This window comes from Paraburkholderia sp. GAS82 (assembly GCF_050436285.1).
In the GTDB taxonomy this organism is placed as follows: Bacteria; Pseudomonadota; Gammaproteobacteria; order Burkholderiales; family Burkholderiaceae; genus Paraburkholderia; species Paraburkholderia phenazinium_B.
The window spans coordinates 156,572-170,900 of record NZ_JBNDLX010000008.1; the positions used below are offsets into that span (position 1 = coordinate 156,572).

General features: G+C 60.3%; 11 protein-coding genes. 6 read left to right on the plus strand and 5 right to left on the minus strand.

The window, feature by feature from the left end; all coding sequences use genetic code 11:
- Window positions 1-166 precede the first annotated feature (166 nt).
- Window positions 167-1,372 (minus strand): Bcr/CflA family multidrug efflux MFS transporter, encoded by a 1,206-nt coding sequence (locus P3T17_RS24750; RefSeq protein ID WP_074263615.1) that lies wholly within the window; start codon window positions 1,370-1,372, stop codon window positions 167-169.
- A 233-nt stretch (window positions 1,373-1,605) separates the two neighbouring features.
- Here P3T17_RS24750 and P3T17_RS24755 point away from each other — a divergent pair, with 233 nt between their 5' ends.
- Window positions 1,606-2,190, plus strand: a complete 585-nt coding sequence (locus tag P3T17_RS24755) for a hypothetical protein (RefSeq protein WP_429409219.1) — start codon at window positions 1,606-1,608, stop codon at window positions 2,188-2,190.
- Window positions 2,191-2,264: 74 nt separating this feature from the next.
- On the opposite strand, the gene oxlT is transcribed toward P3T17_RS24755, so the two are convergent.
- Both oxlT and P3T17_RS24765 read right to left on the minus strand, forming a co-directional pair.
- Complete coding sequence (gene oxlT, locus P3T17_RS24760; protein ID WP_429409220.1) at window positions 2,265-3,551, minus strand: oxalate/formate MFS antiporter; 1,287 nt, start codon at window positions 3,549-3,551, stop codon at window positions 2,265-2,267.
- A 229-nt stretch (window positions 3,552-3,780) separates the two neighbouring features.
- The gene (locus tag P3T17_RS24765; protein ID WP_429409221.1) at window positions 3,781-4,596 is read right to left on the minus strand and encodes a GntR family transcriptional regulator; all 816 of its coding nucleotides are present in this window, start codon (window positions 4,594-4,596) and stop codon (window positions 3,781-3,783) included.
- Window positions 4,597-4,846: 250 nt separating this feature from the next.
- Here P3T17_RS24765 and hemL point away from each other — a divergent pair, with 250 nt between their 5' ends.
- The 3 genes from hemL to P3T17_RS24780 all read left to right on the plus strand — a co-directional run bounded on the left by hemL (window position 4,847) and on the right by P3T17_RS24780 (window position 7,985).
- A complete protein-coding gene (hemL, locus tag P3T17_RS24770) occupies window positions 4,847-6,139 on the plus strand; it encodes a glutamate-1-semialdehyde 2,1-aminomutase (RefSeq protein ID WP_429409222.1) in 1,293 nt (430 codons plus the stop codon).
- Between the two features lie 69 nt (window positions 6,140-6,208).
- On the plus strand, window positions 6,209-7,342 hold the full coding sequence (gene ribD / locus P3T17_RS24775; protein ID WP_429409223.1) for a bifunctional diaminohydroxyphosphoribosylaminopyrimidine deaminase/5-amino-6-(5-phosphoribosylamino)uracil reductase RibD: 1,134 nt from the start codon (window positions 6,209-6,211) through the stop codon (window positions 7,340-7,342).
- A gap of 16 nt (window positions 7,343-7,358) precedes the next feature.
- A complete protein-coding gene (locus P3T17_RS24780) occupies window positions 7,359-7,985 on the plus strand; it encodes a riboflavin synthase (protein ID WP_429409224.1) in 627 nt (208 codons plus the stop codon).
- A gap of 157 nt (window positions 7,986-8,142) precedes the next feature.
- Here the strand turns inward: P3T17_RS24780 and P3T17_RS24785 are convergent, their stop codons facing one another.
- Both P3T17_RS24785 and P3T17_RS24790 read right to left on the minus strand, forming a co-directional pair.
- Window positions 8,143-8,268 (minus strand): hypothetical protein, encoded by a 126-nt coding sequence (locus P3T17_RS24785; protein ID WP_429409225.1) that lies wholly within the window; start codon window positions 8,266-8,268, stop codon window positions 8,143-8,145.
- Between the two features lie 89 nt (window positions 8,269-8,357).
- Window positions 8,358-8,666, minus strand: a complete 309-nt coding sequence (locus P3T17_RS24790; protein WP_429409226.1) for a hypothetical protein — start codon at window positions 8,664-8,666, stop codon at window positions 8,358-8,360.
- A gap of 836 nt (window positions 8,667-9,502) precedes the next feature.
- Here P3T17_RS24790 and P3T17_RS24795 point away from each other — a divergent pair.
- Window positions 9,503-12,244, plus strand: a complete 2,742-nt coding sequence (locus P3T17_RS24795) for a type VI secretion system Vgr family protein (protein ID WP_429409227.1) — start codon at window positions 9,503-9,505, stop codon at window positions 12,242-12,244.
- Between the two features lie 33 nt (window positions 12,245-12,277).
- Window positions 12,278-14,320: a phospholipase D-like domain-containing protein gene (locus P3T17_RS24800; RefSeq protein WP_429409228.1), complete on the plus strand. Its 2,043-nt coding sequence runs from the start codon at window positions 12,278-12,280 to the stop codon at window positions 14,318-14,320.
- Window positions 14,321-14,329 lie beyond the last annotated feature (9 nt).

A 14,329-nucleotide genomic window follows, 5' to 3' on the forward strand; every position in this document is an offset into this window, starting at 1 on the left:
CAGGCTAGCGGTTGGAAGCCCGCTTTCTTTTGCCTACTTTTCTTTGCGGCGGCAAAGAAAAGTAGGTGCCGCCCCGCACAGGGGCAACGCAAGCAAACCAATAAGAAAGCAAGGAAAGGCCAAAGCAGCAAGAACACCGACAAGCGCCGCACAGGCAAAAAAACCCCTAAACCCCACTCCTATGCCACCGCAAAACCAACCCCCTTCCACAAAAACAAAGCACCCCAGCAACCCCAACAGTAACCCCCATACCCGTAGGCGAAACCCCTTGCCAAAGCCCCACAGCAAGACTAGAAGCCGCGCCAAGCGCCAACTGCACTGCCCCAAAAACCGCCGCAGCCGCCCCCGCATTGTGAGGATACCGATGCATCAAATCCGTCGTGCAATTAGCCGACAACAACCCTACCACCCCGACCACAAAAAACAACCCGGCAACGATCGACCACAACCCACCCCACCCCGTCAGGCAAACCAGACAAACAAACAACGAAGCCACACAACTGACGATCGCCGAAAATGAAATGATCGGCAGCGACCCCAACCGCCCAATCAACCGCGTGTTGAGAAAATTGCCAAACATGATCCCAACAATATTGAGCCCAAACAAAAACCCATAATGCTGCGCGGAAACGTGGAAATACTCGATGTACACAAATGGCGTCGCGGTGATGTACGCGAACATCGATGCAAATGCCATCCCGCCGCATAACATCAGCCCCCATGCCACCGGATCCCTCAGCAACTTCCCGTACACCCCAAACGATTGCAGCACCGCCGAGTGCTTGCGCTTCTCAGGCGGCCATGTCTCCGGAACCTTCAGGTAAGCCGTCACCGCGCACACCGTGCCAAACAAAGTCAACGCAACGAACACCACGCGCCATCCACCCAGCAACAGCAACTGCCCGCCAATCAGCGGCGCCAGTAAAGGTCCGATAGAAGTCACAATCGATAGCATCGACAACACCCGCGCCGCATCGGCCGGTTCGTGTGCGTCGCGCGCAATCGCACGTGAGAGCACGGATGCCGCACCCGCGCCAAGTGCCTGCACAAAACGGAACGTCACCAGCGATCCAATCGAAAACGAAAACCCGCATGCGATGCTCGCGAGCGCATACATGATGATGCCGCCCAGCAACACCGGCCGTCGTCCGTAGGAGTCGGAGAGCGGTCCGTACAGCAACATCCCGACCGAAAAGCCAAGCATGAAACTCGTGAGCGTCGTCTGTGCGGCACTCGTGCTGACCAGAAACGCCTGCGCAATTGATGGCAGGCTCGGCAGGTACATGTCGATCGAAATCGGCCCGCACGCGGCGAGCGCGCCGAGCAACAGGATCAGCCGGCCATCGGGCCGGCGTCGGGTGACGTGAGACATGGGAATCCAGAAGAGGCAGCCCGCCAACCACGCGTCGGACTGCAGGGAACAGCAAAGATTGCGGTATTACCGCTGTAATTGTACGCGACGGTTAACGGGGCGTCGCCCTCTCGCCTGGGTGCAGTGGACCTTCGGCACGCGCAGCGGACGACGAACGCAGCTATGCCGTCAATCGGTTAAGCTCCCGCCTGAGCCCGTCACGGCCATTTCAACGCACCCGCTTCTAGCCCGTTATGACCGCCTTCCTGTTGATCTGGAGCCCCAAGAAATGGCCTTGGCCAGAACTGCCCGATATCGCCAAACGTGTCGCCGCCGGCGAAGCGGTAACTGATGTCTGGGGCTGTGGCGTCGCGCGCAGCATCCTGCCGGGCGATCGCGTGTTCGTTCATCGCGTCAGTCAGGAACCGCGCGGGGTATTCGGCTCCGGCTACGTCACGCGCGCTCCGTACGAGGTGCCCGATGTCCATTCGAAACGTGGCTATCGTCTTTGCATTGATTTCGTCTACGACTGGCTCGTCGACGCGAATCAGGAAGTCGTCGTCACGCGCGAGGCTTTGCGCGTACACCCGTTCTCCGTGCAGACGTGGGATGCGCAGGCATCGGGAACCTCGATCAAGCCGGTCGCCGAAGGCGCGCTAGAGAAACGCTGGGCCGAGCTGACAGGCAAGCGCAAACCGCCGAAGCTCGATGCGCCGGCGGGTCCGACCCACTCCAGCAAGGTCTCGGCTCATGCGGCGGCGAAACAAGCCGCAGAAGCGAAGGTGAAGTCCGCCAGCGTGACGCGTAAAAGCCCGCGTCGAAGCAAACCTGCAGCCTGACGCGTTTGCCTGCTGTGTCCACAGGCGCGTTGCGGGGCCTCGCCAACGCCCCACCACTAGCAACTCCACAACGCTTAACGCGCCAGCACCTTCAGGAAGCGTCCACGTGCCGGTTTCAACACCAGCATCGCCAGCGCGGCCGTGCCGAGGTCGAGCGCAATCGCGCAGCCAAACACCGGGATCCAGCTACCCGTATGCTGATGCAGCAGTGCGGCCAGCGGACCGCCGAAAATCGACCCCATGCCGAACGAGATATAGAGCCAACCGTAGTTCGCTGTTGCGTAACGGGTACCGAATGTATCGGTCAAGGTTGACGGGAACAGCGAGAAGATTTCTCCCCAGCCAAAGAACACGAGGCCTGAAAGCAGCACGAACAGCACCGCGTTATCGCGCGTCAGCAGCCAGAGCGTCATGGCCACGCCCTCCAGCGCGAAGGCGAATCCCATTGTGTTTTCACGGCCCAGCCGATCCGAGACCCATCCGAACAACGGCCGCGTCAGACCGTTTGTGAAACGGTCGATGGTCAACGCCAGAGGCAACGCCGCCAGCCCGAACACCATGACTTTGCTCACGCCGAAGTCGGCGGCGAAAGTCGCCATCTGCGATGTGACCATCAGGCCGGAGGTCGCCATCATCGTCATCATCAGGAACATCAACCAGAAGAGCGGCTGCTTGAGCATCTCAGACGGTCGAAAGTCGCGCGTAGCGCCCCCCGTGAGCGCACTCGGCACGCTCGCGCCCAGATCCGCCGGCGGCACGCGCAATCCCTGTGAAGCGATGAACCCGACCGCGGCAAAGACGATCCCGAACAGCCACAGCGTCGACTCCACGCCGCGTGAAGCCAGCGATGCCGCGATCGGAAAGGTCGTCACAATCGCACCCATGCCGTAGCCGGCCGCCACCGCGCCGGCCGCGAAACCGCGTCGGTCGGGAAACCAGCGGACCATCAGTCCCACCACGCCGACATAGACGATGCCGGTACCGAGACCGCCGACGCCGCCATAGGTGAGATACAGCATCGGCGTGCTGTGCGCGTAGGAAGCCAGCACCCAGCTCACGCCCGCCAGCAGCGTGCCGATCGAGATCAGCAGGCGCGGGCCGAAGCGATCGATGAGCGCGCCCTGAAACGGCGAAAAGAACGCCTGCAACAACACAAGAATCGAGAAGGTGACCTGCAACTCCGGCAACGCGATGCCGAGCTTGGCGGCAAGCGGTTTGGTCATCAGGGTCCAGACATACTGCGGGCTCGAGATCGTCATCATGCAGACGAGCCCGAGGGCAAGCTGAAACCAGCGGGTGCGTGCGATTGACGGCGCGATTGGCGTGGCCGTGCCGTTCAACGCATGCGTGCGGCTATTCATTGGTGCTCTCCGGTTCGAATGGCGCGAGCCGCTCGAATCACCCCGGATTCGCTTGGACTACAGCCGGCGCCCTATGTATACAAGCTCGTCGACATTAGCGAGAAACATGCCGATTGAATGCCCGAGCCGGTCCGATCGAGAGAAGATCCTTATGGGACGGGGGTTTCCAGCCGGAGGAACAAAGCCGGCTGCGGGCATCGCGTTGCCGCCGAGTGAGCCCCAGGTGAATCTAGATGGTGCCGCGGCCCTTCGGCGGTGCGCCCGTCACCGCGGCGCGATCCGCCTTGGTGCGCACGCTATGGAGCCGGTGCACGGTCAACTTGCGGACTTCGGCCTGACTGCCGTGAATGTGCCGGGCGATGCAGTCGAGCGCCGCGTTGGTGTCGCCCGCACGGATCGCCGCGAGGATGGCGGCGTGCTCCTCGTAGGTTTCGTCGATGCAATTGCCGTACACGAGATCGAGCCGCCGCACGACGCGAATGCGGTCCGTGACGCGCTGCAGGGCGGCCGCCAGTTCGTCGTTGTCGGTTGCCGACACCAGCGCCAGATGGAACGCTTCGTCGAGCGCCGCCACTTCGCGGCCGTCAGCGAGACGTTCGCCCGCTGGCGCCTGCCAGATCACATCAAGTTGATCGAGGAGACCGCTCAACGCGGCGGAAAGCGGCCCATCGCGCTGACAAAGGCGTCGAATCGCGAAGGTTTCGATCAGCTCGCGCATCTCGTACAGATCGTCGAAGCGCTTGAAGTCGATCGGCACGACTTCCCAGCCACCGCGCACGTAACCTTGCATCAGACCGTCGCCCTGCAGCCGCTGCAAGGCTTCACGCGCAGGTGTACGCGAGACGTTGAAACGCTCCGCGATGCCGCCTTCGGTCAGACGGTCCCCGGGCAGCAGCCGCAATTCGAAGATGTCGTCGCGCAGTTGTGCATAAACGTAGTTCGCGCGCGACGCGCCCGCACCCGGCGGCGTGGCCGCCGATGCAGGAGCGGGCGGGGTCTCGGGTTCGGCGGTCGCGGCCGCTGCGGAAATAAGGGTGTCGCGCATGATGGACGAGGATACCAATAAATATCGGCGCTTCAAAAGCGGCATTGCCTCGCCGCGCCGCACGCCCGGCCAATCTCCCCAACACCCGCTGCGCCCCGCCGCCCGCCGACTGTGCGCGACTCCGGTACAATTTCAGATAACCATTCAGCCGCCGCGAAACAGGGAAACGAGCATGCGGGCCGGAGTCTCCTCTGGCTGCCGGTCGACCCTGCTCGCCTCTGTGCATCCCTTTCTGACAGGTCCAACGTCCATGTCCAGCAATTCCCGGAACGAAGCGCTTTTCGAGCGCGCCCAGCTCACCATCCCGGGTGGCGTCAACTCGCCCGTACGCGCTTTCCGTTCGGTCGGCGGCACGCCGCGCTTTATCGAGCGTGCGCAAGGCGCCTACTTCTGGGATGCGGACGGCCAGCGCTATATCGACTACATCGGCTCGTGGGGCCCGATGATCCTCGGCCACGTCCATCCCGAAGTGCTCGATGCCGTGCAGAAGGTGCTGATCAACGGTTTTTCGTTCGGCGCGCCGACCGAATCCGAAGTCGAGATTGCCGAGGAAATCTGCAAGCTGGTGCCGTCGATCGAACAGGTGCGCATGGTGTCCAGCGGCACGGAAGCCACCATGAGCGCGCTGCGTCTCGCCCGCGGCTTCACGAACCGCAGCCGTATCGTCAAGTTCGAAGGCTGCTATCACGGACACGCGGACAGCCTGCTCGTCAAAGCCGGCTCGGGCCTGCTGACGTTCGGGAACCCGACTTCGGCAGGCGTGCCGGTGGATATCGCCAAGCACACCACCGTCCTCGAATACAACAACGTCGCCGCGCTCGAAGAAGCGTTCAAGGCTTTCGGCGACGAGATCGCTTCGGTGATCGTCGAACCGGTGGCGGGCAACATGAACCTCGTGCGCGCCACGCCCGAGTTCCTGAACACCCTGCGGCGCCTGTGCACCGATTACGGCTCCGTGCTGATCTTCGACGAAGTGATGTGCGGCTTCCGCGTCGCCCTCGGCGGCGCCCAGCAGATCTACGGCATTACGCCGGACCTCACGTGCCTCGGCAAGGTGATCGGCGGCGGCATGCCGGCGGCGGCATTTGGCGGTCGCCGCGACATCATGGCCCACCTCGCCCCGCTCGGCGGTGTCTACCAGGCGGGCACGCTGTCGGGCAACCCGATCGCCGTGGCGGCCGGTCTGAAGACGTTGCAACTGATCCAGGCACCGGGCTTCTACGAGACGCTCAGCGCACGTACCACGCGTCTCGTGCAGGGGCTAAGCAACGCAGCGCGCGAAGCAAAAGTGCCGTTCGCGGCGGATTCGCTCGGCGGCATGTTCGGCCTCTACTTCGCGGACAAGATTCCGGCGAGCTTTGCTGAAGTCACGAAGAGCGACGTACCGCGCTTCAATGCGTTCTTTCACAAGATGCTCGACGCGGGCGTGTACTTCGCGCCGTCGGCTTATGAGGCAGGGTTCGTATCGATTGCTCATGACGACGCGATCCTCGATGCCACGATCGATGCGGCACGCGGCGCCTTCGCCGCGCTGACCGTCTGAGGCGCCAGAAGCATGCATCAGGTCACCACTACTCACGACAGAACACGCCACAGCACTTAACGGACGCCGATGTTCTCGCAAACCGATTTCGTCCATATGGAACGCGCGCTGGCTCTCGCGAAGCGCGGCATGTACACGACCGATCCGAACCCTCGCGTCGGCTGCGTGCTGGTCAAGAACGGCGAGGTGATTGGCGAGGGCTTCACGCAGCCGGCAGGACAGGACCATGCCGAAGTGCGGGCGCTGAAGGATGCGCGTTCGCGCGGCCACGATCTGCGCGGCGCTACGGCCTACGTAACGCTCGAACCATGCAGCCACTTCGGCCGCACGCCACCGTGCGCCAACGCGCTGATCGAGGCGCAAGTGGAACGCGTGGTCGCGGCCATGGAAGATCCGAATCCACAGGTGTCGGGGCGCGGTCTCAAGATGCTGCGCGACGCGGGCATCGAGGTGCGCTGCGGCCTGCTCGCCAATGAAGCCGCTGAACTGAACATCGGCTTCGTGTCGCGCATGACGCGCGGCCGGCCATGGGTGCGGCTGAAAGTCGCCGCCTCGCTCGACGGCCGCACCGGACTGCCATCCGGTGAAAGCCAATGGATCACCGGAGAAGCGGCACGCGCCGATGGCCATGCGTGGCGCGCCCGCGCGTCGGCGATCCTCACGGGCATTGGTACTGTGAGGGAAGACGATCCGCGCATGACGGTGCGAGCCGTGGATACACCGCGCCAGCCGCAACGTGTGTTGATCGACAGCCAGCTCGATGTGCCGCCTACGGCGCAAATTCTGGCCGGCGCACCGACGCTGATTTTCTGCGGCAACCTGGATGAGCGTCACACCGAGCGCGCTAGCGTATTGCGCGATCGTGGCGCGGAAATCATTCAAATGGCGAATGCCACCGGCAAGGTGGATCTGCCTGCCATGCTGAAGGTGCTCGGCGAACGCCAGGTTAATGAATTGCACGTCGAGGCTGGCTATAAATTGAACGGCTCGCTGTTGCGCGAAGGCTGTGTCGACGAGTTGCTGGTCTATCTGGCGCCGAGTCTGCTCGGCACCGACTCGATGGGCATGTTCAGCCTGATCGCACCGCTAGCGCTCGAAAACCGTGTACGTCTGAACTTTCACGCCGTCGACCGGATTGGCGACGACCTGCGGATTCTGGCGCGCTTCGCGCCGCCATCCGCGCCCCGCCCTACTGGGAATTAAACAAGGAACAAGCACGATGTTTACCGGAATCGTCGCGGCGGTCGGCCGCATCGAATCAGTCAAGCCCCTCGGCAGTGACGGGGACGCAGGCGTCCGCCTGAATGTCAACGCAGGTGGCCTCGATCTCGAGGACGTCCAGCTTGGCGACAGCATCACGATTCAAGGCGCCTGCATGACCGTGGTGGCCAAGACGGCGGATTCGTTCGAAGTGGATGTGTCGCGCGAGAGCCTTAACTGCACGGCCGGGCTTGGCGAGCCGGGTGAGGTCAATCTCGAGAAAGCGCTACGCGCGCATGACCGGCTGGGTGGGCATATCGTGTCGGGTCATGTGGATGGACTTGGGACGGTGACGCATTTCGCGCCGGTTGGCGAGTCGCACGAATTGCGTGTGCTGGCGCCGCGTGAGATTGGGCGTTATCTCGCCTACAAGGGCTCGATTACTGTGAATGGCGTGAGCCTGACGGTCAACGCGGTGAAGGATCGCGATGATGGTTGTGAGTTTTCGATTAACCTGATCCCGCACACGGTTGAGGTGACTGCGCTTAAGAATCTGCGTGAGGGGGCGAAGGTTAATCTGGAGATTGATCTGATTGCAAGGTATGTGGAGCGGATGCTTAGCACGTCAGAGAACAGCCATAAATAGGTATCCGTCACGCCTCCAGAAAAACGCGTCCCCGAGGTGCCCGAACCGGCTGTCGGCCGTGCCGATCATGCCTTGCCGCACACTCGCGTGCGGCGCATACAAAAGAGTACGATGCGCCCAGCGCGAGCTGTTTGACGCTTGAGAAACGGCGTCTCGGTCAGATGGGTTTATCGCTCGGCGGCTTGCCGAAACGGGTACTCGCGTTCTCGCCGTCCTTCTCGAAGTCGTTATACGGCCATTCGAATTTCGCGGTCGACGTCGCGAGCGAACGATTGAGTCCCATCCCATATTCGGTCAGATACGTACGACGCGCTTTGTTCTGGATGATGCCATCCTTGGTGTCCTCGCACTCCAGGTCGATCGCCTTGCCGGTCAGCGCGGCGTTGACTTCGGAAGCCGGATAATAGTGGCCAGAGTGACAACTCCATACAGTACTGCGGAAGTTGACAATTGAACCGTCGTGCCTATCTTGAATGTCGTGGTGTACGTTGTATCTTCCTCCGGCGCATCGAACGCGAACTGATTATTGTCGCTGTCATGCACGATGAACGGAATGAAGGCCATCGTCTGCGAGTACGATGCCGTCTCCTGTTTCAGGCTGTACATGTTGAGGTACGAAAGGCTGAAAGTCGCGCCGCTCGGTACATCGTTAGCCGACGTTTCGAGGACCTGCTGGACCAAATCCCTGTCTTCGCGTTAATCAGCGTGGCTTTGAAATCGCTCTTCATCGTGACCGTACCGACGTGCCCTAAGAATGTGCCCGACATCGTCAATACCTTGAACGGCAGCGTGTGCGTACCAGGAGCTGGCAGTTTGTCGAGTACCCCAGCGGGCAATGATTCGATACTGAAGTGCGTCGCGAGATATGCTGGCTTGTCGCTAGCTATATCCTTCACGTACACGAACTGGACGCACCCGGCCAACAGCCCGATGGATGCTAATGACACGCCGGTCAGCGCGTTGGTCTTCTTGATCTGCATACTGTTCAATCTTTTATCGACTTATCGCGTCCGGGCGTTTAAGTGTGTACCGGCTAACTCGCGGTGACATGGACACGCCGATCTGCATACCGGCACCCGGGAGTAAATCTTTAGGGCGCTGTCGGTGCGCACTGGGATTGTCATCAATTTGGACGAGCCGACTCATCGCCGTCTTTTTGGGGCACGGAGTCTAATGCAATCGCCATAGAACGACAGGCTAAAAACTGATACGCGACCGCGAAGTGGCACTACTGACTAAAGAGGCTAGTCCGGCCACAGTTCGCAAGGCTGGCGATACGCCGTGTCGCAAGCGACATTTCCGAATTTACTCGGGAATCAGTGAATCCTGCTTTGCGAGTTTTATCTCATGCATCTGCAATCACGGTACGGTGTATATCTCCACTAAATCGCCACATGAACTTACCTTTTGTTTCAACTTGATTAACATTGCGCATTTTTATAGCCTGTAGAATTGAACGTGAGAATATCGTGTAAATAGAGATAATCCAAAACGCATAATGCGGGAAGGGGATAGCAATGGGGGCGCAGGACATCGCGGGGGCGATCCAGGGCGGTTTAATCCAGCAGGACCGGCTGGTCAAACTTGACACGCCCCTCGGCAGCAACGTGCTATTACCGCAGCGGGTGTATGGCCGCTCGCGCATCGGGCGTGATTTCGAATTTACGGTGGATCTTGTCTCGACCAGGGATGATATCCAGCTCAAGAAGCTGATCGCCCAGCCCGTCACACTGTGGCTCGAACAAACCGACAAGAGCTATCTCCCACATCACGGCTATGTGCACGGGGCACGCCGGCTTGGCGCAAATGGCGGCCTGACGAGTTACCAGATCAGCTTCGCGTCCTGGATGTACTTTCTCAGGTTCCGTCGCGATCAGCGTATCTGGCAGGACAAGTCGGCGGATCAGATACTGACCGACGTATTTAACACGCATCCGCAGGCACAAGGCCGTTTCCAGTTCGCACTTTCCCAGCCGCTGCCATCACGTTCCTACTGCACGCAGTACGAGGACGACTGGAATTTTGCCCACCGGCTGATGGAGAACGAAGGGCTGTTTGGGTTCTGGAAACAGGATGCAGGCGGTAATTCACACACGCTCGTTATCACGGACCGGCTTGAGACGCTGGATCCCCTGACGCCTCAACAGGTCCAGTTCTATCGGGCCGGTACCCAAAGCGAGGCCGATGCACTGGTGCAGTGGGCGGGCACCCGTATTCTGCAAAGCACGACGCTGACCACGCGTACCTACGACTACAAGAGTCCGTCATCGGTACACAATCCCAAAGGCACACTGACGCCAACGATGCCCAATCAGGGCGACCTTCCCGAGCAACTGGAGGTGTATGAATACACCGGACCCTACACCTACCAGCAACAGGGGCGCGGCGACCACCTTGCGAAGGTTCGGATGGAGCAGTGGGAATCGATCTCCAAGCGGTTCTTTGGCGTAGGTTCGGTACGCGGTATCGATGCGGGTCGCTGGTTCGAGCTGGTCGATCATCCGGAACACAGCCGCGACGCGGCCGATCAACGGCAATTCGCAGTGATCGAGACGGTGTGGCTGATCGAGAACAATCTACCCACGTCGACCACGCAGGCGAATTTTCCCCATAGCCTTTCGGCAACGCTGGCCGCCGCCAGAACTGCGCAGACGGGGAGCGCGTCTGTCGGAGCCACAGCACACGCAGATGGTTCAGAAGGTTTCTTCTCTGTCGAAATAGAAGCTCAGCGCAAGAACATTCCCTATCGCAGCCCGTTCGAACATCGCAAGCCGGTCATGCAGATGCAGACCGCAGTTGTCGTTGGTCCACAGGGAGCGGAAGTCCATACGGATCCGCTGGGCCGCGTGAAGATCCAGTTTCATTGGGATAGGATCGGCCAGCGGGACCAAAGCAGTTCCTGCTGGGTGCGCATCGCACAGGCATGGTCGAGCGGCGGCTTTGGCAGCGTCCAGTTGCCCAGGGCCGGCGACGAGGTAATCGTATCGTTTCTTGACGGCGACCCGGACCGCCCGCTCATCACCGGACGCGTGGGAAACGGCACCAACACTCCGCAATGGACGCTGCCCGGCCAGCTGGCGCTGTCGGGTTTCGTCAGCAAAGAAATCGGTGGCGAGCAGAACAACGTCTGGCTGAAGGACGACACACAGGGCCAGGTGCAGACCCAGATACGCAGCGATCATCTGGAGAGTGGTCTGCACATGGGTTACCTCACACGCGTGACGGAACCTGCCGGCCGCGGTGACAAGCGTGGCGAAGGCGTTGAGTTGCGCACCGATGGGCATGCTGCGGTACGCGGTGCGCAGGGTCTGCTGCTGACCACGCATCCCCGCGCGGGCGCAACAGGTGACGCATTCAGCGTGGATGAGGTTAACCTGCAGCTGGCCGGTGCGCAGGATACGGCCAGCAGTATCGCGCAGAGTGCGCAAACCGCAGGTGCGCAGGATGGCGAACAGAAGAGTGTTGCCACATCGCTGAAGGCACAGGCGGCGGCGATCAAGGGAGGCGGCACGCTCAAGCAGCTTTCGCAACCGCAACTCGTACTGGCAAGCCCTGCCGGCGTGGCGATCAGCACGCCCGCGCAGATTCACCTCAGCAGCGACAAGAGTACTGCGATCACGACAGGCGAGCATGTGTCGGTGAGCACGGGAGGCGGTTTCTTCGCCAGTGCGCGCAACGCGCTGCGCTTGTTCGCCTATCAGGCAGGCATGCGGCTCATCGCGGCCAGCGGCGATATTGATCTCAAGGCGCTGAAGGACAACATCAATCTTCTCGCGAAGCTCAACGTCACGGTGACAGCGACCAAGGTCACCATCAGTGCGCAGCAGGAAGTGGAAATCAACGGCGGCGGGAGCTACACCCGCTGGACCTCCGGGCAGATCCAGAGCGGCACCTCGGGTGGCTTCGTGGTGCATTCGGTAAGTCGTGCGTTCACGGGGCCGGACAATGTCAGCACGCCAGCCATTTCGGCGTTGCCGCCAGAGAAGGAGCAGCTACATTTCGCGTTAGGCGCATTACCGGGTGAGGGGAATCAACTTGCCAGTGAGCCGTACGATCTATACAAGGGCGGCGCGAAGATTGATGAGGGTGTGACGGATGAGTTCGGCCGGATTGTCGTGAAGGATCATCAGCCCGGTACACCAGCCTACACGGCCAAACTGAGCAACGGCTCGGAGTACGACCTGAACGTAAAGGACGCGCTCGAAACAGATCCCGATCACGTTGACCAGATCACAAACCGGGGCGAGCGGCAAGTTTGAGCGCGCCGACCGCTATTGAATGAGGATGCAACCGTGGCAGACTTCCCTCTCAAGACTCACAAGGCAGCGAAGGTGGCGATCGATGAGCAGACCCGGATGGCCACGGGTTCGCTACAGTGGCTTCTTGAAAAGAGAGACAAAATCCCGATTTCGCGGGGTAACACCCTGAACTTCATGATCTGCGGTGAGGATGGATTCAAGTCGATTGCGAAAGACCTGAGAAGAGCGAAGGCGACGGTGGATATCGTCTGCTGGGGCTTCGATCCCGGCATGGAAATTGAGCGTTCGGGCGACACCTGGCCTCGCGGTATCCGTTACGGCGAGCTACTCAAGGAAATCACAACGCGCAAGGAGAACCCGGTCACGGTGCGGTTGCTGATCTGGTCCACGCCTAGAGGCTCGGCCTTGCAGAACAATATGCCCGGCTACTCGGACGTCGACAAAGGCTGGAGTAGCGTGGGTAGTCCGGTTGTCGAGCACTTCACGCAGAAGGATCCGTACAACAACCCCGCGCGCCATCAATGGTGTGTGGACTGGTGGGCCGAAAATCTGCCGGGCGGAAAAAGTGATGCCGGAAAAAATCCCCGACTTCGCGTCGTATTACGTGAGGTATCGGAAGCCGACGCAACGCAGTTGCTGTCGGTTGCACCTGCGGAAGAAGACAAGCCCGTCACCAGTACCTTCAGTGCCGTCGATGAGCGCAGCGGGATGGAAGCGTACGCGACCCATCACCAGAAGCCAATCCTTATCGACTACGACTGGGACGATGGCAGCGCAGCGGTCGGTTATGTCATGGGGCTAAATTCCGTGACGGACTATTGGGACCGGACGGCTCATGCGGTTGACGACCCCATGCGTGAAACCTTATCGCCCGATCAGATCAATGCTGAACTGGATCGCGAGACTGATACGCAGCAACCACCAAGCAATGCGAGTTTGCCAAGCCGCCTTTATGATGACATGAAGCAAAAGCTGTCGAAGCCGCAGCCGAAAGAGGGATTGGGTCACGAGCACTATCTGCATGGCCGTCCCTATCAGGACTACGCATGTCGGGTGGTTGGTCCTGCACTCGCGCAATTGCATTACAACTTCGAGAACGGATGGTCTGTAGCACTTGGCGGCGGCCTTGCATATCCGACCCCACCGAAACCGCCAGCGAAGATTCAAACTGCCGCGGGAAATCCGGCTCACCTTGTTCAGATTGTGCGTACGCAGGCCCACGAGCAGGAAAAGTCTATAAAGGAGGTGTATTTGCAGGCATCAGCCTGTGCCCGCAACTACATATACATCGAGAATCAGTACTTCTTTTACCCGGAGTGGGCAAGGCATCTGAAGCAGACACGTCAGCAGTTCTGCGCCGACTGGACCAAAAAGTCTGGTAAGCCAGTCACCGAAATCCCGAAACTTCACCTGTTCATCGTGATTCCGCATCCGGAGCGCAAGGAGATGGTGCCACGGACGTACGATACGCTGACCGAACTCGGGGAGGGCTCTGCCATGCCCGACCAGGCACATCTCGCGGATCAGGGCAAACTCAGCCAACCTTATCCAGACTCTCACCCAGGGGTCAACGGCGGCCAGGTAATCGATCGTCCTAGCGCGCAGGACCTCGACCGAACGCTCGGGCTCGAAGTCAGCGTTGCGCGGTTACGCACGAGCGGACCCGATTCGGGCGGCAAGATGGCCTATCGTGAGATCTACATCCACTCCAAGCTGATGATCATCGACGACGCATTCATTACCGTGGGTAGTGCTAACCTGAATGAACGCAGCATGTCTATCGACAGTGAAATCAATATCGCAGCAACCGGGCAACTCTACGCCGCCGATCTACGCCAGCGTGTGTTCACGCTCATGTCGACGGACATTCCGGGAAGCGGAGATCCAAAAGAATTGCCGGCCATGTTCAGGCGGTGGAACGACCTGATGGCAAGTAACGACGACCAACGGCAGAACGGTGCTCCAATGAAAGGTTTCCTGCTCCCTTTCGAAGATTACCGCTCCACTACGACACTGCTCGGCTCGATCTCTGTGCCATCTTCCAGCGATACAGCCGCCTCACCGGATCTTGCATGAAAGTACTAT

What these genes read in the sequence shown, in the direction of transcription:
- P3T17_RS24765 (WP_429409221.1), bottom strand. Translation starts at nt 4,596, where the DNA reads ATGCGCGACACCCTTATTTCCGCAGCGGCCGCGACCGCCGAACCCGAG.
- P3T17_RS24750 (WP_074263615.1), bottom strand. Translation starts at nt 1,372, where the DNA reads ATGTCTCACGTCACCCGACGCCGGCCCGATGGCCGGCTGATCCTGTTG.
- P3T17_RS24785 (WP_429409225.1), bottom strand. Translation starts at nt 8,268, where the DNA reads ATGGGACTCAATCGTTCGCTCGCGACGTCGACCGCGAAATTCGAATGG.
- oxlT (WP_429409220.1), bottom strand. Translation starts at nt 3,551, where the DNA reads ATGAATAGCCGCACGCATGCGTTGAACGGCACGGCCACGCCAATCGCG.
- ribD (WP_429409223.1), top strand. Translation starts at nt 6,209, where the DNA reads ATGTTCTCGCAAACCGATTTCGTCCATATGGAACGCGCGCTGGCTCTC.
- P3T17_RS24795 (WP_429409227.1), top strand. Translation starts at nt 9,503, where the DNA reads ATGGGGGCGCAGGACATCGCGGGGGCGATCCAGGGCGGTTTAATCCAG.
- hemL (WP_429409222.1), top strand. Translation starts at nt 4,847, where the DNA reads ATGTCCAGCAATTCCCGGAACGAAGCGCTTTTCGAGCGCGCCCAGCTC.
- P3T17_RS24780 (WP_429409224.1), top strand. Translation starts at nt 7,359, where the DNA reads ATGTTTACCGGAATCGTCGCGGCGGTCGGCCGCATCGAATCAGTCAAG.
- P3T17_RS24755 (WP_429409219.1), top strand. Translation starts at nt 1,606, where the DNA reads ATGACCGCCTTCCTGTTGATCTGGAGCCCCAAGAAATGGCCTTGGCCA.